The sequence below is a fragment of the Bacteroides ovatus genome (assembly GCF_001314995.1).
GTDB lineage: Bacteria > Bacteroidota > Bacteroidia > Bacteroidales > Bacteroidaceae > Bacteroides > Bacteroides ovatus.
Window position 1 is genome coordinate 411,569 of record NZ_CP012938.1, and the last position, 24,018, is coordinate 435,586.

17 protein-coding genes are annotated in these 24,018 nt (G+C 43.9%); 10 read left to right on the forward strand and 7 right to left on the reverse strand.

Annotated features, from left to right (window positions below; genetic code table 11):
• The first annotated feature begins 50 nt into the window (after positions 1 to 50).
• The 3 genes from Bovatus_RS01535 to Bovatus_RS01545 all read left to right on the forward strand — a co-directional run bounded on the left by Bovatus_RS01535 (position 51) and on the right by Bovatus_RS01545 (position 5,012).
• The gene (locus Bovatus_RS01535; RefSeq protein ID WP_004297899.1) at positions 51 to 2,795 is read left to right on the forward strand and encodes a SusC/RagA family TonB-linked outer membrane protein; all 2,745 of its coding nucleotides are present in this window, start codon (positions 51 to 53) and stop codon (positions 2,793 to 2,795) included.
• An 11-nt stretch (positions 2,796 to 2,806) separates the two neighbouring features.
• Entirely contained in the window at positions 2,807 to 4,525 is a 1,719-nt protein-coding gene (locus tag Bovatus_RS01540; RefSeq protein WP_004326849.1) for a RagB/SusD family nutrient uptake outer membrane protein, read from the forward strand.
• A 94-nt stretch (positions 4,526 to 4,619) separates the two neighbouring features.
• The gene (locus Bovatus_RS01545) at positions 4,620 to 5,012 is read left to right on the forward strand and encodes a type II toxin-antitoxin system HicB family antitoxin (RefSeq protein ID WP_004297896.1); all 393 of its coding nucleotides are present in this window, start codon (positions 4,620 to 4,622) and stop codon (positions 5,010 to 5,012) included.
• A gap of 202 nt (positions 5,013 to 5,214) precedes the next feature.
• On the opposite strand, the gene Bovatus_RS01550 is transcribed toward Bovatus_RS01545, so the two are convergent.
• The 3 genes from Bovatus_RS01550 to Bovatus_RS01560 all read right to left on the reverse strand — a co-directional run bounded on the left by Bovatus_RS01550 (position 5,215) and on the right by Bovatus_RS01560 (position 8,298).
• Complete coding sequence (locus Bovatus_RS01550; RefSeq protein ID WP_004297895.1) at positions 5,215 to 6,354, reverse strand: DNA alkylation repair protein; 1,140 nt, start codon at positions 6,352 to 6,354, stop codon at positions 5,215 to 5,217.
• 138 nt (positions 6,355 to 6,492) lie between these two features.
• Entirely contained in the window at positions 6,493 to 7,677 is a 1,185-nt protein-coding gene (gene dnaJ / locus Bovatus_RS01555) for a molecular chaperone DnaJ (RefSeq protein ID WP_004297894.1), read from the reverse strand.
• A 39-nt stretch (positions 7,678 to 7,716) separates the two neighbouring features.
• The gene (locus Bovatus_RS01560; protein ID WP_004297892.1) at positions 7,717 to 8,298 is read right to left on the reverse strand and encodes a nucleotide exchange factor GrpE; all 582 of its coding nucleotides are present in this window, start codon (positions 8,296 to 8,298) and stop codon (positions 7,717 to 7,719) included.
• Between the two features lie 265 nt (positions 8,299 to 8,563).
• On the opposite strand from Bovatus_RS01560, the gene Bovatus_RS01565 reads away from it, so the two are divergent.
• On the forward strand, positions 8,564 to 10,183 hold the full coding sequence (locus Bovatus_RS01565; protein WP_004297887.1) for an ABC-F family ATP-binding cassette domain-containing protein: 1,620 nt from the start codon (positions 8,564 to 8,566) through the stop codon (positions 10,181 to 10,183).
• Positions 10,184 to 10,289: 106 nt separating this feature from the next.
• Entirely contained in the window at positions 10,290 to 10,847 is a 558-nt protein-coding gene (locus tag Bovatus_RS01570; protein ID WP_004297886.1) for a YdeI/OmpD-associated family protein, read from the forward strand.
• A 57-nt stretch (positions 10,848 to 10,904) separates the two neighbouring features.
• On the opposite strand, the gene Bovatus_RS01575 is transcribed toward Bovatus_RS01570, so the two are convergent.
• The 4 genes from Bovatus_RS01575 to Bovatus_RS01590 form a co-directional block, all read right to left on the reverse strand.
• Positions 10,905 to 12,656: an ATP-binding protein gene (locus tag Bovatus_RS01575; protein ID WP_052587915.1), complete on the reverse strand. Its 1,752-nt coding sequence runs from the start codon at positions 12,654 to 12,656 to the stop codon at positions 10,905 to 10,907.
• A 172-nt stretch (positions 12,657 to 12,828) separates the two neighbouring features.
• Positions 12,829 to 15,021: a VapE domain-containing protein gene (locus Bovatus_RS01580; RefSeq protein WP_004319018.1), complete on the reverse strand. Its 2,193-nt coding sequence runs from the start codon at positions 15,019 to 15,021 to the stop codon at positions 12,829 to 12,831.
• Between the two features lie 127 nt (positions 15,022 to 15,148).
• Positions 15,149 to 15,406 carry a hypothetical protein gene (locus Bovatus_RS25395; protein WP_162614073.1) on the reverse strand — a complete coding sequence of 86 codons (258 nt, stop codon included), beginning with the start codon at positions 15,404 to 15,406 and terminating at the stop codon, positions 15,149 to 15,151.
• A gap of 433 nt (positions 15,407 to 15,839) precedes the next feature.
• Entirely contained in the window at positions 15,840 to 16,085 is a 246-nt protein-coding gene (locus Bovatus_RS01590) for a DUF4248 domain-containing protein (protein ID WP_004297879.1), read from the reverse strand.
• Between the two features lie 295 nt (positions 16,086 to 16,380).
• Between Bovatus_RS01590 and Bovatus_RS01595 the strand changes: the two genes are divergently transcribed.
• From Bovatus_RS01595 to Bovatus_RS01610, 5 genes are all read left to right on the forward strand, one after another.
• The gene (locus tag Bovatus_RS01595; protein ID WP_004297876.1) at positions 16,381 to 16,896 is read left to right on the forward strand and encodes an HU family DNA-binding protein; all 516 of its coding nucleotides are present in this window, start codon (positions 16,381 to 16,383) and stop codon (positions 16,894 to 16,896) included.
• A gap of 50 nt (positions 16,897 to 16,946) precedes the next feature.
• Complete coding sequence (locus Bovatus_RS01600) at positions 16,947 to 17,414, forward strand: N-acetylmuramoyl-L-alanine amidase (protein ID WP_004318862.1); 468 nt, start codon at positions 16,947 to 16,949, stop codon at positions 17,412 to 17,414.
• A gap of 143 nt (positions 17,415 to 17,557) precedes the next feature.
• On the forward strand, positions 17,558 to 17,659 hold the full coding sequence (locus Bovatus_RS25400; RefSeq protein WP_004297873.1) for a smalltalk protein: 102 nt from the start codon (positions 17,558 to 17,560) through the stop codon (positions 17,657 to 17,659).
• Between the two features lie 126 nt (positions 17,660 to 17,785).
• Positions 17,786 to 20,767 carry a hypothetical protein gene (locus tag Bovatus_RS01605; RefSeq protein ID WP_004297871.1) on the forward strand — a complete coding sequence of 994 codons (2,982 nt, stop codon included), beginning with the start codon at positions 17,786 to 17,788 and terminating at the stop codon, positions 20,765 to 20,767.
• A gap of 13 nt (positions 20,768 to 20,780) precedes the next feature.
• On the forward strand, positions 20,781 to 24,014 hold the full coding sequence (locus Bovatus_RS01610; protein WP_059365488.1) for an RHS repeat domain-containing protein: 3,234 nt from the start codon (positions 20,781 to 20,783) through the stop codon (positions 24,012 to 24,014).
• Positions 24,015 to 24,018: the final 4 nt, after the last annotated feature.

Consider the following 24,018-nt stretch of genomic DNA (forward strand, 5'->3'; position numbering starts at 1 on the left):
ATTCCCTCTTTTTTTGTTATATTTGTATTATTACCTTAAAAACTAAGAATATGGTACAACACGCTAGACTCATTTTCTACAGCCTTCTTCTTCTGGTAATCCCGTGCGAGAGCACCTTGGCGCAGAAGATTCCCGTCACGCCCATAGACTCATTGATAACTGTTGGATATGCCACCGGAAGTTTGAAAACCCTCTCCGGTTCCGTAGAGAAGATTACGGAGACACAGATGAATAAAGACCAGATAACGAACCCTTTGGAAGCAATCCGCGGACGTGTGCCGGGCTTGACCATCCAACGCGGATCAAACGGTCCGGCAGCCTTGGATGCGGTACGCCTGCGGGGAACTACCTCACTGACCAGTGGCAATGACCCTTTGATAATCGTCGACGGAGTATTTGGCGACTTGAGCATGCTCACCTCCATTTACCCTACGGATATTGAGAGCTTCACCATTTTGAAAGACGCTTCCGAAACCGCACAATACGGTTCACGAGGAGCTTCCGGTGTGATCGAAGTCACCACTAAAAAAGGAATGAGCGGCAGAACACAAGTAGCCTACAACGGTAGCTTCGGAATTTCCACCGTCTACAAGAATCTGAAAATGCTGTCCGGCGATGAGTACCGCCGTATCGCTTCGGAACGCGGGATTTCCATTCTGGACAAAGGATATAATACCGATTTTCAGAAAGAGATTGAACAGACAGGACTACAACAAAACCATCACATCGCCTTTTATGGTGGTTCCAGTGAGTCCAGCTATCGCGTTTCTCTTGGTTTCATGGATCGTCAGGGAGTGATTTTGAATGAAGACATGAAAAACTTCACTTCGAATATGAACATGAATCAGAAAATGTTCGATGGCTTCCTGAACTGCGAGCTGGGAATGTTCGGTTCCATTCAGAAGAATCATAATCTGGTGGATTATCAGAAAACGTTCTATTCGGCAGCCACATTCAATCCCACCTATCCCAACCATAAAGACCCCGTCACCAATTCCTGGGACGGAATAACAACCGCCAGCCAAATAACCAATCCATTGGCATGGATGGAAGTGCAGGATGATGATGCCACTTCGCACATCAGCACGCACGCCCGTCTGACTTTCAATCTGCTGGAAGGGCTGAAACTTAACCTCTTCGGTGCCTATACCTATAATATCGTGGAAAATTCGCAATACCTTCCCACTTCCGTCTGGGCGAACGGCCAGGCTTACAAAGGAACCAAAAAGCGAGAATCCTTGCTGGGCAACATGATGCTGACCTATAAGAAAAACTGGAAAAAACATTTCTTTGACGTGCTGGCACTTGCCGAACTTCAAAAAGAAACCTACACGGGATATTATACAACAGTAAGCAATTTCAGCACCGACAAATTCGGGTATAATAATCTTCAGGCAGGCGCACTCCGCTTGTGGGAAGGCACTAATTCTTACTACGACCAACCCCGTCTGGCATCTTTCATGGGACGTTTCAACTATACATACGCCGACCGCTACGTACTGACGCTGAACGCCCGTACAGATGCTTCCTCCAAATTCGGAGCGAACCATAAATGGGGATTCTTCCCCTCCGCATCTGCCGCATGGGTGATTAGTGAAGAAGAATTTATGAAGCAGTTGCCGATGGTGGATAATCTGAAATTCCGTATTGGCTACGGTCTGGCAGGTAATCAGAGTGGGATTGACTCATACACTACATTGAACCTTGTAAAGCCGAACGGTGTAGTCCCCGTCGGAAACTCCGCCGTCGTATCTTTAGGAGACTTGCGGAACACGAATCCCGACCTGAAATGGGAAGTGAAACATACCTTTAATACCGGTATCGACGTAGCTCTTTTCGGCAACCGCCTGCTGCTTTCCGCCAACTATTACAACTCCCGAACCACAGACATGCTTTACCTTTACAACGTAAGCGTACCGCCTTTCACCTATAACACCTTGCTTGCCAACATCGGTTCCATGCGCAACTGGGGTACGGAAATCGCCATCGGCATCACCCCCTTGAAGACCAAGGATATGGAACTGAATATCAATGCCAATATCACTTTCCAGCGCAACAAACTGCTCTCATTAAGCGGTATGTACAACGGCGAAATGCTTTCTGCTCCCGAATATAAAAGTCTTTCTGGCCTCGACGGAGCCGGCTTTCATGGAGGATACAACCACATCGTATATCAGATGGTGGGTCAACCGTTGGGCGTGTTCTATCTTCCCCACAGTACGGGACTGGAATCCGACGGAAACGGCGGATACACCTATGGCATCGCCGATCTGAATGGCGGAGGTGTCAGCCTTGAAGATGGTGAAGACCGCTACGTGGCAGGACAAGCCGTACCTAAAACGATTCTTGGCTCCAACATCAGTTTCCGCTACAAGCGTTTCGATCTGTCTTTGCAGATTAACGGAGCTTTCGGACATAAAATCTACAACGGAACCTCCCTGACCTATATGAACATGAATATATTTCCCGACTATAACGTAATGAAGAAAGCCCCGAAACAGAACATCAAGGATCAAACCGCCACCGACTATTGGTTGGAAAAGGGAGATTATGTCAACTTCGACTATGTGACGCTGGGTTGGAACGTGCCGATTGAGAAAGTACAGAAACTGAAGAAATATGTCCGCTCCCTGCGTCTGGCATTTACAGTCAACAACCTGGCAACCATTTCCGGTTATTCGGGACTTTCACCCATGATTAACAGTTCAACGGTGAACTCCACTTTAGGCGTGGATGATAAACGGGGATATCCGTTGGCGCGGACGTACACACTGGGATTGAGTATTAACTTTTAATGGAGGAGGAGATGATGAAACAATATATGAAAAATAAAAGTCTTTTTTTGCAGAAAGAAGAACTGCTTTCAAGGATAGCGGAACTGTTTTCAAAGAAGATCTTACGTCCTTCGGGAGTGCTGGTATTCCTTCTTATAACGTGCCTGGGTTTATTCTCATGTAGTAAGTTTTTGGAGGAAAATCCGAAAGATAAGTTACCCGAAGATGACGTTTACAATACAATCTCGGAAGTATATCTCAATGCAGTAGCTTCGCTTTATACATACGTAGGCGGTTATAGTGATAGTCAGGGATTGCAGGGAACGGGTAGGGGAGTCTACGACCTGAACACCTTTACCTCCGACGAAGCCATTATCCCCACCCGTGGAGGTGACTGGTATGACGGTGGTTTTTGGCAAGGACTTTACCTGCACGATTGGGGAATAGAGAATGATGCCATTCAGGCTACATGGGAATATCTCTATAAAGTCGTCATGTTAAGTAACAAATCACTGGAACGGATAGACAAATTCGCCGAAACTCATTCCGCTACGGAACTGCCGGCATACCGTGCCGAAGTACGTGCCATGCGGGCTATGTATTATTATTACCTGATGGATTTGTTCGGACGCATCCCGCTAGTTCAATCCTCTTCCGTAGCAATGAAAGATGTAGTGCAAAGTGAACGAAAAACGGTCTTTGACTTTGTTGTCAAGGAATTGCAAGAGGCGGCTCCTTTGTTGAGCGATGCACATAGCAACCAGTCCGGCCCTTACTATGGCCGTATCACTCGCCCCGTAGTAACTTTCCTACTGGCCAAACTGGCTTTGAACTCCGAAGTTTATACAGACAATGATTGGACGGACGGACAACGCCCGGATGGAAAAAATATAAAGTTCACAGTGAACGGCAGCGAACTAAATGCCTGGGAAACAGTCATCTACTATTGTGACCAACTCAAGACTATGGGCTACAAACTGGAACCGGAATACGAAACGAATTTCTCTATATTCAACGAACCGTCCGTAGAGAATGTCTTCACTATCCCGATGAATAAAACTCTGTACACCAACCAGATGCAATATCTCTTCCGTTCCCGCCACTATAATCACGCCAAGGCTTACGGACTAAGCGGTGAGAACGGTCCCAGCGCCACCATTGAAGCCCTCGAAACTTTCGGTTATGAAACCGCGGAACAAGATCCCCGTTTTGATATTTGCTATTTTGCAGGAATTGTCCACGACCTGAAAGGAAACATAATCAAACTGGATAATGGAACGGTACTGGAATATCTGCCCTGGAAAGTATCTCTGGATATAACAGATACCCCATACGAACAAACCGCAGGAGCCCGCATGAAAAAGTATGAAGTTGATCCGACTGCCACAAAAGACGGTAAGTTGATGGAGAATGACATTGTATTGTTCCGCTATGCAGACGCTTTGTTGATGAAGAGTGAAGCGAAAGTCCGGAACGGAGCAAACGGAGATGAAGAACTCAATGAAGTTCGTAGCCGTGTCAACGCTTCTCCCCGCACTGCCACTTTAGAGAATATCCTTGCCGAACGTCAGCTGGAACTGGCTTGGGAAGGATGGAGACGACAGGACTTAGTCCGCTTCGGGAAGTTTACAAGAGCTTACAGCAGCCGTCCGCAACTACCGGATGAGGCAAGTGGATATACAACTGTATTCCCTATACCGGAGAAAATACGGGTGATGAATGAGAGGTTGAAACAGAATCCGGGGTATTAGGAAGAAATCATAGTGAAAATATGAATACTTCTTTTGGTAGTGTTCATATAATTACTATATTTGTGCAGTAATTAAGTCCGATATAGGAGGAGATATGAAAACAGTAGAAGTAATTGTGGAACACGCAGGAAAGAACTTGAGTGCTTATATTGAAGATGCTCCGGTTATCACTGTTGGCAATGACATGAGAGAGATTGAGGACAACATGCGAGAGGCGATTGAATTGTATTTGGAAGATAATTCCAATCCCTGTGAAGTATTGTCCGGAGAGTTTGAATTAAAATTCAAGATTGATGCTGCTACATTTATAAACTATTATAGCAACATCTTCACTAAAGCTGCATTGAGTCGGATTACGGGTATTAATGAACGGCAATTATGGCATTATGCTGCCGGAGTGCATAAGCCTCGCAGGCAACAACTTGAAAAAATACAAAAAGGTATTCAGGCTTTATCAAAGGAGTTATCGGCAATCAATTTATTGTAATACATAGAGTGCTATATATTCAACTTCCAGCTAGTGTGAGATAAAGACGAACCCAAATAAAAAATCCTCGATTTTCATCCGGAGAATCGAGGATTTATGTTTTCTGTTGCAGCACTTGTATAGATAATAGCTAATGCAGAAATCCATATTATATGTAGTGTGGTTATTACCCGATCCAGTCGAATAACTCAATTAAATCGAATTACCCAATCAAATCGAAATCATATTTTTCAAATTCACTCCCATTGATTATTATAGCAATTTGATGAAGCCCGAGATGGAATTTTCTCGTTGTAACCACACGGAAAGAGTGCTTTCGCGTTATTCGTGTGGTAGAATTCCCGGCATATTCTTTTTCGCTGATTTTATGAACTTTCTTCGTCAGCGTTCCATTTGCTTTTTGGTAATAAATACCATATTCAAGCCGTATTTTGATTGTCTTATTGCTATGATTCAACAAGTTAAAACCAAACTCCAACGAATCCCCGACTTTAACCTTAGGACTTGAAATCTGAAAATCCTCCACACTAATATTATTTCTGATAGAATCAAAGCCAAACAACTCCATCACCTCTGGAATCCCTTGCTTTAAGAGCGTCCGGCAACCGTGTTTAATAATCCAGTCTACCTCTTTCGATTCCCCCTTCCATTTCTTTGCCAAATCAATGACAATTTCCGGATTATCTTTCGCAATATCATTCAAATTATTGGCAACGCTCAACCGTACAAATCTTGCCGGATCATTTTTAAGATTCTCCAAAATAGGAATAATAGGTGTCGGATCTTTCTTCAGATTCGGCAAAGCCATCGCCCAAGGCAAACGCGGACGGCAACCTTCTGACGAAAGCCGCCTGACTCCCCAATGCTCATGTTTCGACCAAACCAACATCTGCTTCATCATTTCATCCGGATATTTTATTATAAAAGGATGAGTCACAAATTCGCAACTTGTGAACTGTGTGATTTTCTCTATCGCCTTGACAGACGTTTCATAATCATCCAACCCATATTGCTCGACATAATTATTCAGAATCACCCCATACTCCAGCATCAATCCAAACTTCGTATCGTCTATCACCGAAAAATCAGGCCGCGTACTTTTTACATGATCCAACAACTCAAGAATCTTAGCGATCGCCTCTTTGTAATCTGCCGGCAAAAACTTTTTCAGAATGCTAGTGATATGTATCCAGCGCTGTTTTAGTTCCCTGCCTTCCCATTCATCATCCATTATTTGAGAAACAAAACCGTGAGCATCAAAATCATCGATAACAAGTCTCAAATCTTTCGTAAACAGATCGAAAAATTGCTTGTTGTACATATTCTTAAAAGGTTCTGCCATACTTGAAGTCTATATTTAGTATCTATTTATTTGCTACACAAATATATGTCTTTTTTTTAAAAGGACAAGCCCTAAAAACAGAAGTGAGCCACAAAAAAGATTGCAGCTCACTTATACCTTATATATTATAGCAAAAAATTAGTCGAAGAAACTCTTGAACTTTTTGAAAATCTTCTCCTTCACCGACGTGTTAGGTTTGAAGTTGTCCGAAGCCTCCATCTTTTCGAGCGTGCTCTTTTCCTCTTTATTGAGCGCTTCCGGCACATAGATACTGATGTTGACGAGTAAATCCCCCGTTCCGTACCCGTTCACATTCGGCAATCCCTTGCCGCGCAAACGAAGCACCTTACCTGGTTGAGTACCCGAATCAATCTTCACTTTCACTTTGCCGTCGATAGTCGGAATTTCCACAGCTCCGCCCAGAGCAGCAGTCGGGAAACTAAGCAACAGATTATAAATCAAATCATTCTCGTCGCGAATCAAGTCCTGATGCGGTTCTTCCTCTACGAGAATCAGCAAGTCGCCTGCCACACCGTTGTGTTTGCCGGCATTTCCTTTGCCACCCATAGAAAGCTGCATACCCTCTGCCACTCCGGCAGGGATTTTCACCGACACCACTTCTTCACCGTAAATGATTCCGTCGCCACCACACTTCTTACATTTGTTCTTGATAATCTTACCCTCACCGCCACAAGTAGAACAAGTGACGCGAGTCTGCATAGTGCCCAGAATAGTCTGCTGGTTACGGATCACGGAGCCGCTACCCTTACAAGTAGGACAAGTCTCCGAACCGCCGTCACCTTCGGCACCCGTGCCATGACACTGGTCACACGGCACATATTTTTTGAGTTTAAATTTCTTTTCTACTCCGGTAGAGATCTCCTTCAACGTCAGCTTCACTTTCACACGAAGGTCACTGCCGCGATACCGGCGTTGCTGTGAACCGCCACCGCCAAATCCGCTAAACCCTCCGAAGCCTCCCCTGAAACCGCCGCCGCGGCCACCGAAGATGTCGCCAAACATAGAGAAAATGTCATCCATCGACATCCCCTCGCCACCGAAACCACCGAACGGACCGCCATTGCCTGCCGCACCGCTCACTCCCGCATGACCGAACTGATCGTAACGCGAACGCTTTTCCGGGTTACTCAACACGTCATAAGCCTCGGCCGCCTCCTTAAATTTCTCTTCCGCCTCCTTATCCCCCGGATTCTTGTCAGGGTGATACTGGATTGCTTTCTTACGGTACGCTTTCTTAATCTCCTCTACTGTGGCTGTCTTCGTCACCTCCAATATTTCGTAATAGTCTCTTTTTTCTGCCATGCTTCTTTAAAAATTATGAGTTTTATGGGTTGCGAATCCTTATTCCCCTACTACCACTTTGGCGTGGCGCAACACTTTGTCGTTCAGTGTATACCCCGTCTGCACACAATCCAGAATCTTACCTTTCTGTGCTTCCGACGGTGCGGGGATTACCGCGATGGCTTCATGGAAATCAGTATCCAGCGGTTGGTCTTTCGTCTCGATGACTTTCACACCATTTTGAGCCAGAACAGCCATAAATTTATTGTAAATCAGTTCCACCCCTTCTTTTACGGCATTGACATCCGTTGCCGTTTCCATCGTCTTGATGGCACGTTCGAAATCGTCCACTACCGGAAGAATACTGCCAAGACTCTTTTCGCCACCATTCAGGATCAGTTCGGCCTTCTCCTTTAAAGTGCGTTTACGATAATTGTCGAACTCGGCAGACAGGCGCAGATATTTATCCTTTTGCTCTTCAAGCGCTTCTTGAGCCTTTTCCAGTTCCTTTTCCAACTCCTCTTCATGAGTCAGCGGAGCGGTTCCCTCTGCTTGTTCGTTTTGCGGTTGGTCTTCCGCAGGATTGTGAGTTTCCTCCACATTCAGTTCCTCTTCCTTCACTTTTTTTTCTTTCGGATCCATCTTGGTATTTACTATTTTATTATTTACTATTTAGAAACACACGTTATCTATGCAAGATACCGCTTATAAACATACCGGACTGACCGGATGTCACAGATTTCGTCTGCAAAAACTTTGCCAAGTTGGCCGTTTTGCCAAAAAACGCAGCAAAGGTAACACTTTTATGTCAGATTGGCACATATCAGATAGCTCATAATTCATTTTAAATGTCTACCTTTGCACGCTCAAATAGTAAATAGTAACTAGTAAAATAGTAAATAATAAGATGATTACAGTTTCGAACGTATCGGTTCAGTTTGGTAAAAGAGTGTTATTTAATGACGTAAACCTGAAGTTTACGAGTGGTAATTGTTATGGTATTATCGGTGCGAACGGTGCGGGAAAATCTACGTTTCTTCGTACGATTTACGGAGATTTGGACCCGACAACAGGTACGATTGCGCTCGGACCGGGCGAACGTCTCTCGGTGTTGAGTCAGGACCACTTCAAGTGGGACTCATATACTGTCATGGATACCGTCATGATGGGACATACCGTGTTGTGGGACATCATGAAGCAGCGCGAAGAATTGTATGCAAAAGAAGATTTCACAGACGAAGACGGACTGAAAGTATCCGAATTGGAAGAAAAATTTGCCGAGTTGGACGGATGGAATGCGGAAAGCGACGCAGCCATGCTGTTGAGCGGACTGGGCGTGAAAGAAGATAAGCATTACGTATTGATGGGTGAATTGAGTGGTAAGGAAAAAGTGCGTGTCATGCTGGCGCAGGCATTGTACGGAAATCCGGACAACCTCTTGCTCGATGAGCCTACCAATGACTTGGATATGGAAACAGTGACCTGGTTGGAAGAATATCTTGCCAACTTCGAGCATACCGTATTGGTGGTAAGCCACGACCGTCACTTCCTCGACTCTGTATGTACACACACCGTAGACATCGACTACGGAAAAATCAATATGTTTGCCGGTAACTATAGTTTCTGGTACGAATCCAGCCAATTGGCTCTCCGTCAGCAACAGAACCAGAAGGCGAAGGCTGAAGAGAAGAAGAAAGAACTCGAAGAGTTTATCCGCCGTTTCAGCGCGAACGTAGCGAAGAGCAAGCAGACAACGAGCCGTAAGAAGATGTTGGAGAAACTGAACGTAGAAGAAATCAAACCTTCTTCACGTAAGTATCCGGGCATCATCTTCACTCCCGAACGCGAGCCGGGCAACCAGATTCTGGAAGTTTCCGGATTGAGCAAGAAGACGGAAGAAGGCGTGGTGCTCTTCAACGACGTGAACTTCAACGTAGAGAAAGGTGACAAGGTGGTATTCCTGTCACGCAATCCGCGCGCGATGACTGCTTTCTTCGAAATTATCAACGGAAACATGAAACCCGATGCAGGTACTTTCAACTGGGGGGTAACCATCACCACTGCTTACCTGCCGCTGGATAACACTGATTTCTTCAATTCCGACCTGAACCTGGTAGACTGGTTGAGCCAGTTTGGAGAAGGCAACGAGGTATATATGAAAGGCTTCCTCGGCCGTATGCTTTTCTCCGGCGAAGAGGTATTGAAGAAAGTAAGCGTACTCTCCGGAGGTGAGAAGATGCGTTGTATGATTGCCCGTATGCAGCTGCGCAATGCCAACTGCCTCATTCTGGACACTCCGACCAACCATCTGGACTTGGAATCTATCCAGGCATTCAACAACAACCTGAAGACGTACAAAGGAAATATCCTCTTCTCGTCTCATGACCACGAATTTATTCAGACCGTTGCCAACCGCATCATCGAACTGACACCGAACGGTATCATCGACAAGATGATGGAATATGACGAATATATCACTTCCGACCATATTAAGGAATTGCGGGCGAAGATGTACGGAGACAAATAAGTGACCGGACGAATAAAAGCCCCTGACTCCCATACATGAAGTCTGATGAATAACCAATTTAACAGCAACCTATTCTCAACAATGGGTTGCTGTTCTTTTTAGCACTATGGAAATAAAATATTTTGAAAACAGAGAAGATTGGCGAAAATGGCTGGCAGACAACTTTGAAAACGCCAATGACGTTTGGTTTGTATTCCCCTCCAAATCTTCGGGCGAAAAAAGTGTTACATACAACGACGCTGTCGAGGAAGCCCTTTGCTTCGGATGGATCGACAGCACCATAAAGGCGCTCGACAAAGAACATAAAATCCAGCATTTCACACCCAGAAACCCTAAAAGTTCCTACTCGCAAGCCAACAAAGAGAGACTGAAATGGTTGCTGGAACATAATATGATTCACCCTGATAGGGAAGATAATATACGAAAAGTATTGTCAGCCCCTTTTGTCTTCCCGAATGATATCATCGGAAAACTGAAAGAGGATAAAACAGTATGGGAGAATTACCAACAATTTTCCGATGCGTATAGACGTATCCGAATTGCATACATTGAAGCTGCCAGAAAACGACCGGAAGAATTTGAAAAGCGATTGAACAACTTCATCAATAAAACGAAGGAAAATAAAATGATAAAAGGATTTGGGGGAATTGAAAAATACTATTAAGAATGTCCTCTTTATTCATTTATAAGATTCATCCGCACATTTCATGTGGCTGGTAGTCTATTCTACCTCCTCCATCAGCGCCAGTTCCCAACTGCGCCACACGATCGTAGTCAATTTCAGTCCTCCTTTCTCACGAGCTTCCGCTACACATTCATCCTTGCTATAGCGAATCAACTGTTCCCGCGCATCATCGGCAAGCGCGCGTATCTCTTTCTCCGACGCTCCTGCTTTCGCATACTTCACCTCCAATAGATACGTGTACGGTGGAGATACGGGTGCCGCCGGACTGGGCTTAAAGAAGAAATCGGCAAAACCCTTATTCATCTCATATTCCGGATATAGTTGATAATAGCGGAACATACTTAGATAGGCGAGGAGGAATCCTTTGATATGAGCTTCCCCTTCTATGTACTCCCTTATCCGGCTCTGCTCCCGAATGGCCTCTGCCAGAAATTCGAACATCGGTTTCCAGTCTCCTTTGAAGGACATATTCTCAAACAGAGTGCGCAAGCGGTTCACGTCGAGCTTGAAGATGTCATGACGGGCATATCCCTGAATCAGGAAATTGAATAGCTGTTCGCGAACCACCAGATTGGGAATGTGCAGGATGGGACGCCCCATCATATCCACCCCTTTGATAGAAAGCAGTCCGAAATAGAACAGCAGAGATTTGAAGTTGCCCACGTCTGTCATTTCCAGTGCGGAGAAATGGGTGACTATCTCAGTCACTATCTCGCCTTGCTCCGCAATCTCCTTGATGACGGAGAAATTTTCTCCCAGTCCATGGTCGAGACGGACAAGGTAGGCAAGCTTGTTAAAGTCCGTGCGGATATTGGGATCTACAATCTCTTTAGGTTTCACTCCGTGCAATATCAATGACTTCATACAGTAGAGCACCATGTCCGAGTTGAACATACAATCTGCTAATTTATTTTCACTGAAGCAATAATTGTCATAGTTAGACTTCATCATTGTCACCGCATCGTCTACCGACATCGGGAGAGCGCCTTGTTCCTTGTAATACGTCAGCATCTCGCGCAATTCCTTCTCGCTGAAACCTACAAGGTCGTTAAACCATGGGTCGGTGGTGATATTCGTTCCGATGTTGAATCCGCTTGTCACGTCATCCATTGTCACCGGGCTTACTCCCGTGATGAATAGGCGGTTGACGGCAGAGCCCATTCCCGTCGTGGCGGCTTTGATTACATTGAAAAACCTGCGGATATATCCTTCTCCATGTGTCGCTTTCCGATATAAGTCCGTGCCGTAAGTAGAAAGAATGGTATTCGTGAAATTATCGTATTCATCAATCAGGAGATAGATTTTGAGGTCTCCCTTACGGGTAGCATAGGTATTGATTGAGGACAAAAAGGCGCCGGGATCCGCTTGCGTTTTTTCATCCAGAACATTCCAAATGTCTTTTCCCAACAGATGCTCGTATCTATAAACAAAATCAGAAAGCTTCCCGCAACAATGCAAACGGAAAGATTCCTCCACCTCATTGACATTCGAGCTCACCTCCGAGAAATTGAATCTCATGATGAGAAACTGGTTATGTATCGGCGTAGGATGCTGCCCGATATACAGATGGCCGAACAATTCGTCGAACTGGTCGGCATACCGAACGTCATAATAAGCCTCCAGCATCGCCAGCGTCAGACTTTTCCCGAAGCGCCGGGGACGGATCAGGAACAGATAAGACGGTTGCATCTCTATCTTTTCGATAAACATCGTCTTATCCACATAATAATAGTTTTCTTTTTGGATGCGACCGAAATCCGTCAATCCGTATGGTATTTGCTTTATCATATTGTGATTCCTTTCTTTATTCATCATTCATATCGAAGCAAATATACGGAAAAACGGATGAATGTGACACGTTTAATGCCACTAATTTATCCGTTTATCCGCTATTTTGTGCAAAAACGACTATCCGGAGGAAAACTGCCATTTCGTGGGAAAACTGCTATCCGCGGAAAAACTACAACTCCAACCCCGTCTGCACCGGAAGCTGCGGGCGTATTGAATTTTCTTTGCGCTCTTCGGCCGAATACTCCACCACCCAATATTCCGTTATGTTGTTGGAGGTCTTTCGTGATTGGAAATGATTGCTTTCCAGTACCGTGACCAGCATTTTTTTCGTCTGTGTATTGGCCTGTGTGCGCCCGTTCATGCTCAATACCGACAGCAGGTAGGAGGCAGGATACCATTGCGCCTGAATATCATTCTGTCTGGCTGCCCGGAAATAGAAGAAAAGATTCTCCTCTATCGGATCTTTTTGGCGGAACGCCTCATTGCGGTTGTTGAGAAACGTAATCTCCTCGTTCTCATACCAGTACTGAAATCCCTGCCGGTAGAGTGCGTATGCCTGTGCGTATATCCCCTCATGATTGACAGGCGTGTGATAGTCTATGTTCAGAAGAGTGCTGAACAGGATACGCCTGTTTTCCTTGACATCCGGCATACAGTGCGGATTGTTGGTACTGGCAATGAACGATGCGCGGCGGATATACGTATAGTTCTGGATGTCATAGACCTTACGCTCGTTTACCACGTCTTGGGTGATAAGACTTTTCAGGTTCTGCATACGCTCGGGGGAGAGCGTGTCAAATTCATCCAAGTTGATGAGCAGGCAAGACGACAGTTGCAGCAAATGGTTATTGTTCTCGGGAATAATCATGCCATTACGATAATAATCCTTCAGTTCCGGCGGGAGGAGATGTCGGATAAAGGTACTCTTTCCTTTTCCCTGTGCGCCGTGTAATAGCATCAATTGGTGGTTTTGCACGTTGTCGTCGATGGCGCACGCTACCATTCCCACCAGCCAGCGTCGGAAACTGTCTTCGAAAAAAGCTTGGTCTGCCGCTTGTACAGTTTTCGTCATTTGTCCGATGAAGTCCGTTTTCCCGTTCCATGCCTTGCGGGAGGTGAAATAATGGACAAACGGGTTGAACGGCTTTGCGTAGTCCGAGTCTACAACAGCTTTCAAATCAGCTTGCGTACAGCAAATCTTATTTATATGTGCGTTGATATAGAATGTATTAATATCCTTTGTACGAACTGCGTTGAAAGGCGGCAACTCTGTTTCGGGCAGGGCGGGCATTATCTTCCGGAATTCGATTTGTTCTTTCACTACGTTTCTTCTGGTTTCGTAGTGTTCGTCCATAAACTTGATAATCTGGCAGATTTTCGGTTCTTTCTCTTTTTCTTCCGCCTGATCGGTCTTTGAGGTATATTGGTAAGCATTGTGCAAGGGCAGTTCGAGGTCGAAATCGGGTAGGTCGCCGAAATGGCTGTGTGCCAGACTGACGGACTCCTCTTCCGTGATATGGCGGTGGTAGCACTGATTGCCGAGACAATAGAAGAAATTGTCCCGGTTGCCTATCTCGAGACGTTCTTTGCGTTTGGTGTACTCCAGCGCCTTGCGGAAGTCGAGTTGCACTTGCAGGTCGATGGGCGACGCATTCTCCTGCACGGGGAGGAGCGGGGATCGTTTTCCCGGATTTTTGCGCTTCTTGTTTTTACATTCTTCTTCAGTGGGCAATGTCACTTTTACGGTCAGCGGCTTCACGTTTTCCAGTCGTTCGGGAGAGAGGAAAGCATCCGGATCGTGCGACACGAAGAATCCGCGTCCCGGATCGCTCCCGCTGGTGTCTACTTTGGTATTGAGCAGCTTTTCATATTGGCTGCTTGCCAGGGCGTACATGCGGTGGTGATAGCGTTCGAGGGGGGTGAAGTCTACGGTTCCCAATGCGTTCAGTTCGGTGCGTAAGGCTTCCGCCTCATTGCCGGTGAGGTAGACAAAGATCTTCAGCCCGTGCATCCGTGGGCTGACGAAACTGCCTAACGTGTCGGGGCAATCGTTCACCAGTTGGCGGAATTCCGGGATCTTTTCTGCCGGCATATCGTCACAGTCGAGCGTGATGATGTCCTGATACTTGTCCAGACTGTAAGCCAGCCTTTCCTTGGCGTAAGTAGCCGTGATGGTGCAGTAGGGCAGTTGCTTCTTCATGTGGTCTGCTTTCACCGTGTCTCCTGCATCCATTGCTTCCCGGAGTCTCCGGATTCTGTCGCGATAGACATCTCCCCGGATAAATTCGAACATTTGCCGGATACTGATACTTCCTGATACGAGTGATAATCCCCTGTATGTCGTTATTGAGATATTTTCCATTTTAATTGTTGATATGATTTTAAGTTGTGTCAATATTAACACGCTGCAAAGGACGGCTTTTCTTGTAGATAAAAAAAACTGCTTTTTGTACTCAAAAAGCAGTTTTTTAACAGTCGGTTCTTTAATGCTAATCGTCAAAAAGCGTTCTTTTCAGTCTTTGTATCTCACAATCAATCTCTTCCACGCTTAATGATTCGTCCGAATCGTTTGATTTCTTGAAATCAACAGCCAGATACAACAATTCTGCAAAGTATTTGGGACCTTTAATCTTAAAAGGGGAGTCATGGTCATAACAGAGATGGACAAAGGGAAGGAGAAACTTCTTGCGGTCGCGCGGACTTACCTCTATTCTGTTGACATACAAATTGTTGACAGTGCCAAGCATTTGCGTGATAAACTGGGATACTTGGGGAAACTCTTCCTTTTCGAGTGTTACAGCCTGCTTGTTCTGATAAACGAAGCCTTCGGAAAAAATGTCTTTTTTCTCATGATTTTAAGTGTTATTTGATTACTGTTAAAAAATGTTGGTTTAAAAAGACGCAAAGGTACGTTTTATTTTGTTCCTGTCATTTACTTATGCTGTTTATTCTCTTTATAGATTTTATTTGATGGAAAAAGCGTGTAATTGAGGTGGAACCCCTCCACCTCAATTACACGCTTTTTTCTATATAAAAAGAATATTCTCTCGCGCCCGCGCACGTGTACATTATTATATAAGCTTCATTATAGCTAATTCTGATTTCATTATAGCTAATCTCGATTTCATTATAGCTAATTTTATTTTCGTTATAGCTAATCAGCACTTGCCCTAAAGAGATTCATGGCTCATCGAGATACCTCACGATGAGTCGTACCTGTCTTGCGCTGTAAGCGTGGTCGTTCTTTCCTTCGCCGCCGCTATACATTGCGTCATATAATTCCTTGTTATTTCTGATCCACTCCCTCATTTTCCGCATGGCATACACCAACGGTACATAAGGATTGTATAAATGTGCCAGCTCCGATTTCAAATACGGACGTATGACAAACGGCTCCTCCGCTATCTCTTCTTTTTCTGCTTTCATATCTTCGGAAAATTAATTTTATCGTATTCCAAATATACGGAAAATCTCCCGCTTGTCCAAGTATATAAGTCAAATAAAATCACTCTGAATAAAAGTAAATACATTCTGAATGAAAGTAAGACAAACTAGGTCAAAGTAAGACAAAGTACGTCATTTCATCCCCTTATAATACGCTATCTTTGAGGTATCGAAAGAAAAAGAAACAGAGCTCGTTCCTCTCTTCCGATATTGATTGCGGTAACTGCGGTTTGTAATATTTATTTTTCAATTATTAATTCTCAATTTTTAATTTATCATGGCAATACCATTTAAAAGAATGGGTCGTAAAGACCCGAGAAAGGTTGATGGGGTGGTGAAGTATCATCCGCAACTTGTGACGCAGGGACAGAGTGTAGACCTGGATAAACTTGCTTACACGATGAAAGAGAAAAGTTCCCTGTCGCTGGGTGACATTCAGAGTGTGCTGACTAATCTCGTAGAAGCGATGCGTACGGCGCTGTTCGACGGTAAATCCGTCAATATCCATGATTTTGGTGTATTCAGCCTTTCCGCTACCACGCGGGGAGTGGACACGAAAGATGAGTGTACGATGAAGAACATCAAAACGGTCAATATCAATTTCCGTCCTTCGAGCAGTGTTCGTCCTAATCTGACGTCTACCCGTGCCGGTGAGAAAATCGAGTTTCTGGATCTCGACGCACCCAAGAAGAAGAAAACCGATGGTGAAGATCCCGGTGATGAAGGTGGTGGAGAAGATGTCGGTGGAGGCAGTGGAGGCGGTAGCGGTGAAGCTCCGGACCCGGCAGCTTAATTCATAGAGTGTAGATAATGCTTACAACTGATAAGAAAAACAGTGGCACTATGATGAGAAAGATTGATTTGATCGTGATCCACTGTTCCGCCACTCGTGCCGACCGTTCGCTCACCCCGGATGATCTGGAAACTCAACATCGGCGGCGTGGGTTTAACGGAACAGGTTATCACTACTACATTCGCAAAGACGGAACAGTGCACCTCACCCGACCGATTGAACGTATCGGTGCGCACGTGAAAGGATTCAACTTGAACAGTGTAGGTATCTGCTACGAAGGCGGTTTGGATGGCCACGGCTCTCCGGCAGACACGCGGACACCGGAACAACGGGCGGCACTCAAGCTGCTGGTTCATCAATTACTTGAGACTTATCCTGGTAGCCGGGTGTGCGGTCATCGCGATTTAAGTCCCGACCGCAACGGAAACGGGGAGATTGAGCCGGAAGAATGGATCAAAGCGTGTCCGTGCTTTGAGGTGAAAGCGGAGTTTGGAGCTTCCAGTCACGTAGAGGACTAATTTTCAGTAGGATAACAGGAAAATAAGGTAAGAGAGTTTTCAGGAAGTGATAGATCATTGAAAGTAACTAATCATTAAATGTAATTAGTGATTAAAAGTAATTAATTCTTCAAAGAGCGTATGGAAAGGAGGTGTGTAAAGTTATGGCAGTCAAGAGATCCCTTTGGGATATGATTCTGAAAGTCGTCATTGCGGTGGCTTCGGCAGTGCTGGGCGTTGTGGGCGGTAATGCGATGAATCTGTAAAAGTGATCACAGGTCGCACGAAATAGTTGTTTGGTTAGCTCCTTTTGCAGGTTGTTAATTTGATAATAGTTGATGTGTGGCCTGTGTTTTTTTATTTAGAATGAAATAATTAATAATGAGTTGTATATGAAAAGATTATATATCTTTATTTTTTTAGTGGGGTTACTAGGCAACAATATTATGTATGCGCAGATTCCTGCTTCCTCACAATCGTTACCTAGTCCTAATGTAGCGGCCTTGGGACTTTATGGTGAGATTCCGGTTTCAAAATTTACAGGTATGCCGGATATATCCGTTCCTATATATGAAGTTCCTGTCGGAGATTTTAAATTGCCGTTTTCTCTCCATTATCATGCCGCCGGGATACGTCCTGACCAACATCCGGGATGGGTAGGAATGGGGTGGAATTTAAATACCGGAGGAGTTGTATCCAGAACGGTGAAGGGCAAGCCTGATGATTGTAATGTGAAAAATCATACCTATTTGATGAATATGGGATATTATTTTCATTCCGAAACATTAAATACGCCTCAATGGAATACGCAAGACTATCTCAAAGAAACAGCTCAAAGTCATGGTGGAGCAGATTTTGAGCCGGACGAGTTCGATTTCAATTTTTTGGATTACCATGGAAAATTTATGTTGAATAGTGACAAAACATGGATCGTGCAATGTGACAGGCCTGTAAAAGTGGATTTTAGTGGTAATTGGATGGATGTTCCGTTTGAAAAAGCGAATACGGCATTTCAATATTCCGGATATTCGCCTTCTTTTGATGGTTTTACTTTGACTACTGAAGATGGCACTCAATATATCTTTGGTAAAGAACGGAATGCCATTGAATATTCTATCGGATTTTTTCAGCAAGCTACGGATTTTTGGACAGCTACAGCCTGGTATCTGACAAAAATCATCCTGACTAACGGTCAGGAAATAACTTACACATACGAGCGTGGTGATTTTATCAATCAAATGTTTATTTCACTGTATGATGATTTGGGGTCTTTTACATTTGGTGGCGGAATCTTGACTCCGGAGTGCTCATCTTCGAGCCATACGGCCATTGAAGACAGTTATCAGGGAAGTCTTATATCTCCGGTTTATCTCAACCGTATTTCTTTTCCCGAATGTGAAATAACTTTTGCGCGTGAAGTGACTACGGAATTGAGATATTCACAGGATATTTATGCTTCTCAATATATGTTATGGCGCAAAAATCCAAAATATCGTTTTCTGAATTTTCTTGCAGATAATCCTTTGGATGATAATTATCCGAATTGTTTGGACAAGTTGAAATGGTATAAGTTGAGTAACCTGGAAATAAAAGATAAGAAAGGAAAGTGGATTCGGGATTACCGTTTCTCGTACAATGACAACGCCTCACAGCGCCTGATATTACAATCTGTTTCTGAATTTGTATGGGGAGCAAACGGACGAAATTTTAATATGGAGTATGACTTTCCGGAGCAGTTGCCCCCTTATCTGTCCGGAAAAGTAGATCACTGGGGATTTTACAACAATCGTTTGATGACCGATAATTATGCCACTCATTACGATTCTCGCGAACCTAATGCGGATGTTTTGACATTTGGCGTTTTGAAAAGGCTGCACTATCCCACGGGAGGATATACACGTTTCGTTTTCGAACCTCACGAGTATTGTAAGCAAGTGAAAATGAATCGATGGGAAGGGTACGAGGATACATTCCAGCCGAAAATAGCGGGAGGACTAAGAATAAAGAAGATAATAAATAGTGATACAGGATTGGAAAGTGGTGAAAAAGTAGAAAAAGAGTACTTTTATGTGGATGATTATTTAGTTAATAAAGAAAAAGCAAGAATCTCAAGCGGTTGTCTGGGAGGACAGGTGAAGTACTATTTTGATGATTATCAGGTAGAAGGTACCGGGGCGGATAAAGATGTAAAACGTATAATAAGAAGATTCAGCAGCCAGTCTGTGCTACCGGCATGTATCAATTCTTCCGGAAATCATATCGGCTACAGTGAGGTGATTGAAAAAAGACCGGACGGTTCTTTTATCCGTTCTAAATATACCAACTTCGATAATGGACACATGGACGAAGCCCCGGAAGCAATCATACTTCCGAACCGAACGCCTTATGAACCTTGTGCTTCCAGATCGGTAGAACGGGGAAAACTTCTTTGTGAAGAACTGTATTCGGCAGGCGGTATTTTAAAATCGAGCAAGTATCTGACCTATGAACGCTCTTCCGACCTTTACGTAAAATCAATGAGGACATCTCTTGATTATATTTGCCCGACCTCATTTATAACTTATGCCGACGGTTGCTCATACAAGGTCTATTTGTATGATTACAGGCTGAAAAGCGAGAGTGATACTTTATACGACAATCCCTCTTTTCCGATAAGTACGCAGACTGATTATGAATATGATCCGGACGGCTTGATAAAAGTAATTTCAGAAAGTGCCAATGGAGGAATAAGAAAACAAACCTATAAAAGGATCCGTGAGTCCAGCTCGGATATATATACTCAAATGGTACAAAAGCATATACTTTCTCCGATTGTCGAAGAAAAGGAATATTCTATTTCCGATGATGGAACCAGCCGGCAACTGAAACAGGTGAAATATGAATATGTTCCTATAAAAGGAGTATCCGATCATTTTTTTCCTTGCTATTCTGCCTGGGAAAGGGTAGGTGAGGGCGCTTTGAGAGAAGTGTACAATTGTATTGATTATGATGCTTTGGGACATCCTTTATATGTTGTCAGAAACGAGGGTAAGACGGTTTACCTTTGGAGCTACAACTATTTGCATCTGGCAGCGGAAATAAAGGGAGCTACCATTAGTGAAGTCCGAACAGCTATGGGAGGAGACCTCGTGCCGTTCATGCAAGCCGGCACACCGGATCGTGCGAAACTGGTGCGTCTAAGAGCTTCTTTGCCACAGGCGCAAATAACATCCTATACGTATCAGCCGATGACCGGAGTTACCTCTGTAACGGATCCGTGCGGAGTGGTCAGTTATTATGAATATGACCTCTTACAGCGGCTCAATAGACAAAAAGATAATTATGGGCGAACCATAAAGGCTTATGATTATCGGTATTCTGTAAATTCCTATTAAAAGAACAAGAAATATGAAAAATCATATATCATTATTTATATTTGCCATAGCCCTGCTTTCAGGACCTGTTTCTGCAAATGATCTTTCCATGACAGCCGTAAAAGACACCCTGGCTTCCATACCGGGAGAACATAATTACATTTATGTACGAACACCACTTGGAGAGGATGAAGAAAAAAACTATGATGAAATAACATTCTATGACGGACTTGGACGTGAGCTCGATTTTGCACAAAGTTATGGAGCAGACCGTGCCGGTGCTATTATGGCTCACCATCACCTGATAGAATATGATAGTTTAGGACGGAAAGAGAAACAATGGCTCTCTACGAATACTAGCTTTTCTTACATGTCTCCTGAAGATTTGAAGGGTGGTGTCTTGTGGGATTATCATGATGCAGGTAAAAGAAGTTATTTGCAAACTAACTATGAATCGTCCCCTCTAAATCGTATTACAGAACAATATGGAGTGGGGGATGCTTGGGGAGATCATCCTGCCCGTATGGAATATCTGACGAATATTCCGGCTGATTCATTGCGTTGTTCGTTCTATTTTATAGATGATAACGATTCACTGATTCGCAGAGGAGATTATCGGTCGGGAGAATTGCAGGTGACAAAGGCCACGGATGAAGACGGGAAACCGACTTACACCTTTGTTGACAAACAGGGGCGTACGCTACTGACCCGGCTAGGTAGAGGGAATCAACAAGCGGACACCTATTTTGTATTCGACCGCTTCGGAAGAATACGCTATGTTCTCCCACCCATGATTAATGATGAAATATCGGCAGGAAATCTCGATTTGTACGCATATCAATACTTGTATGATAGTTTCGGACGCTGTATTTCGAAGAAACTACCGGGCTGTGCTGCAATAGGTTATGTTTATGACAAAGCCGACAGGGTTATATTGTCACAGAATGGAAATCAGTCACAGAAAAAAGAATGGACGTTCACATTCTATGATAATCAGGGAAGGCTTGCATTAACAGGACTTTGTTCATTCAATGATCCTCCTTCATTGGATAATTCCATAGTAAGGGCTTATCGAACGACTTCGGAGAAAGACGGAGTGCTTCATTCCGGGTATGAAGTAGAGCATTTTCCTTATACGCTATCTTCTCTTTTACAAGTGAATTACTATGATGATTACAACTTCACAACGGACACCCAACTCGCTTTCGGGCTGGAGAAGAAAGGTAAAGTGCAGTATGATTCTTTATATATCAATCACGAAGCCTCCCTTATCTCCGCACAAGGGAGACTGACCGGGACTAAAATAAAAGTGCTGGATGATGAGCGATATTTGACAAGTGCCTTATATTATGACTATAAAGGCAGAATAATACAGGGACGTTCCCAAAATCATTTGGGCGGGTATGACACAGACTTTTATTCATATACATATACTGGAAAGTTATTTGCCAGATTACATACCTATCAGATTGGGAACGGAAAGCGGCACATGGAAGAATATACCTATGAATATCTGGCAGATGGAGAACTTAGGGATGTATATCACCGCGTTGATAATGCGTATAGAGCCAATCATTTGCTTTACTACACGTATGACAATGCCCGCCGGGTGTTTTTGAAAGATGTGGGAGGATTGGGTGCCTATACAATGTATACGTATGACGTCCGTGACCAGGTAATAAAAACGATGTGCCGCTTTTTTCTTTCTGAAGAAATTTCTTATAATGCAAGTCCTGGCATCCCCTGTTATAATGGCAATATAAGTAGCCTAGCATGGCGGAGTGAGGAAGATGATACGGACGGCATCAGTAAAGGTTATCGTTTTGCCTATGACAGCATGAACAGGATGACTGATGCCTGCTATGGTGAAGGAGAAAATCTGACCGGCAACCTGAACTGTTATGACGAACAGGTCACTTCATTTGATAAGAATGGCAATATTCTCGGTTTGTGTCGTAATGGAGCTGTCGGTCCGGCAAGTTTCGGAGCCATTGATAGCTTGAATCTGTCATATCAGGGCAATCATTTGCTTAATGTGACAGACCACGCAAAGAATAATATGTATGGAAGTACCACTGATTTTAAAGACGGCATCCGATCATCAGCAGAATATGCTTATGATTTAAATGGCAATTTGATTCAAGATTTAAACAAAGGAATTTCGAGAATCCGGTATAATTGCTTAAATTTGCCGAGTGCGATAGAGTTTACCGACGGACGTACAATCAGCTATCTTTATAGTGCCGACGGAACGAAACTGGAGGTCATCCATGCGATGGGAGATTCTATCACCACCACTGATTATTGTGGTAAAGCGATCTATGAAAACGGAAGTCTCGACAAGATTCTTCTCGATGGTGAAGGTTTTGTTTCTTTCGCGGACGATGTTTCCTATAGTTATCATTTCTTCTTGAAAGATTACTTGGGTAATGTTCGTGTCGTATACAATGAAGATCGTGAAGCGGAAGAGGTGAATCATTACTATCCGTTCGGAGGAATCTTGGCTTCATCCACCCCTTCGGTTCAGCTTTACAAGTACAACGGAAAAGAACTGGACAGAAAAGGTGGTCTGGATTGGTATGATTACGGGGCGCGGATGTATGATCCGGTATTGGGAAGATGGCATGTGGCAGATCCGATGAGTGAAAAGAATTATTCAATTACTCCTTACGGGTATTGTTTAAATAATCCGGTGAAGCATATTGATCCTGATGGCAAGCAAGTCATCCCCGTTCCATCCCCTCTTCCTCTACCATTCTATTATCCTTTGACGAACACGCAATCTTATAGATTGCCTTCAGATCAACAGATAATGAGACATACATCGGGGAAATTTGCGGAATTAGGGCAGATTATAAATCATACTCCTAAAATGTCTTATGCCTTTGGAACTCTTTTATTTTATCAGGCAAAGAATGCGATTAGTCCTGAATATGAGCACCAAAGAAAAAGAGACAGGAGGAATAAAGAAGGATTGGACAGGAATCAGGCGAATGTGGCGGAAAGTATTGATACTAACGTGTCAGGGATGATGCCTAATGGTGATCCGGCTCCGAAAAGAGATCCTAAAGATAAAAAGAGAATAATAAAAGTTGGGAAAAAAGTAATAATAGGGTTAGCTATAGATAGAACATATATGGAATTAACAAATCCTGATCCCACTCAAGATGCTTATGAAACTCATACAAATCAAGTTGAAGGTAGAGAAGAATATTCAACAGATTATGTAGGGGATATTTATAATTGGATAAAAAAACTATTTGAATAAAAGC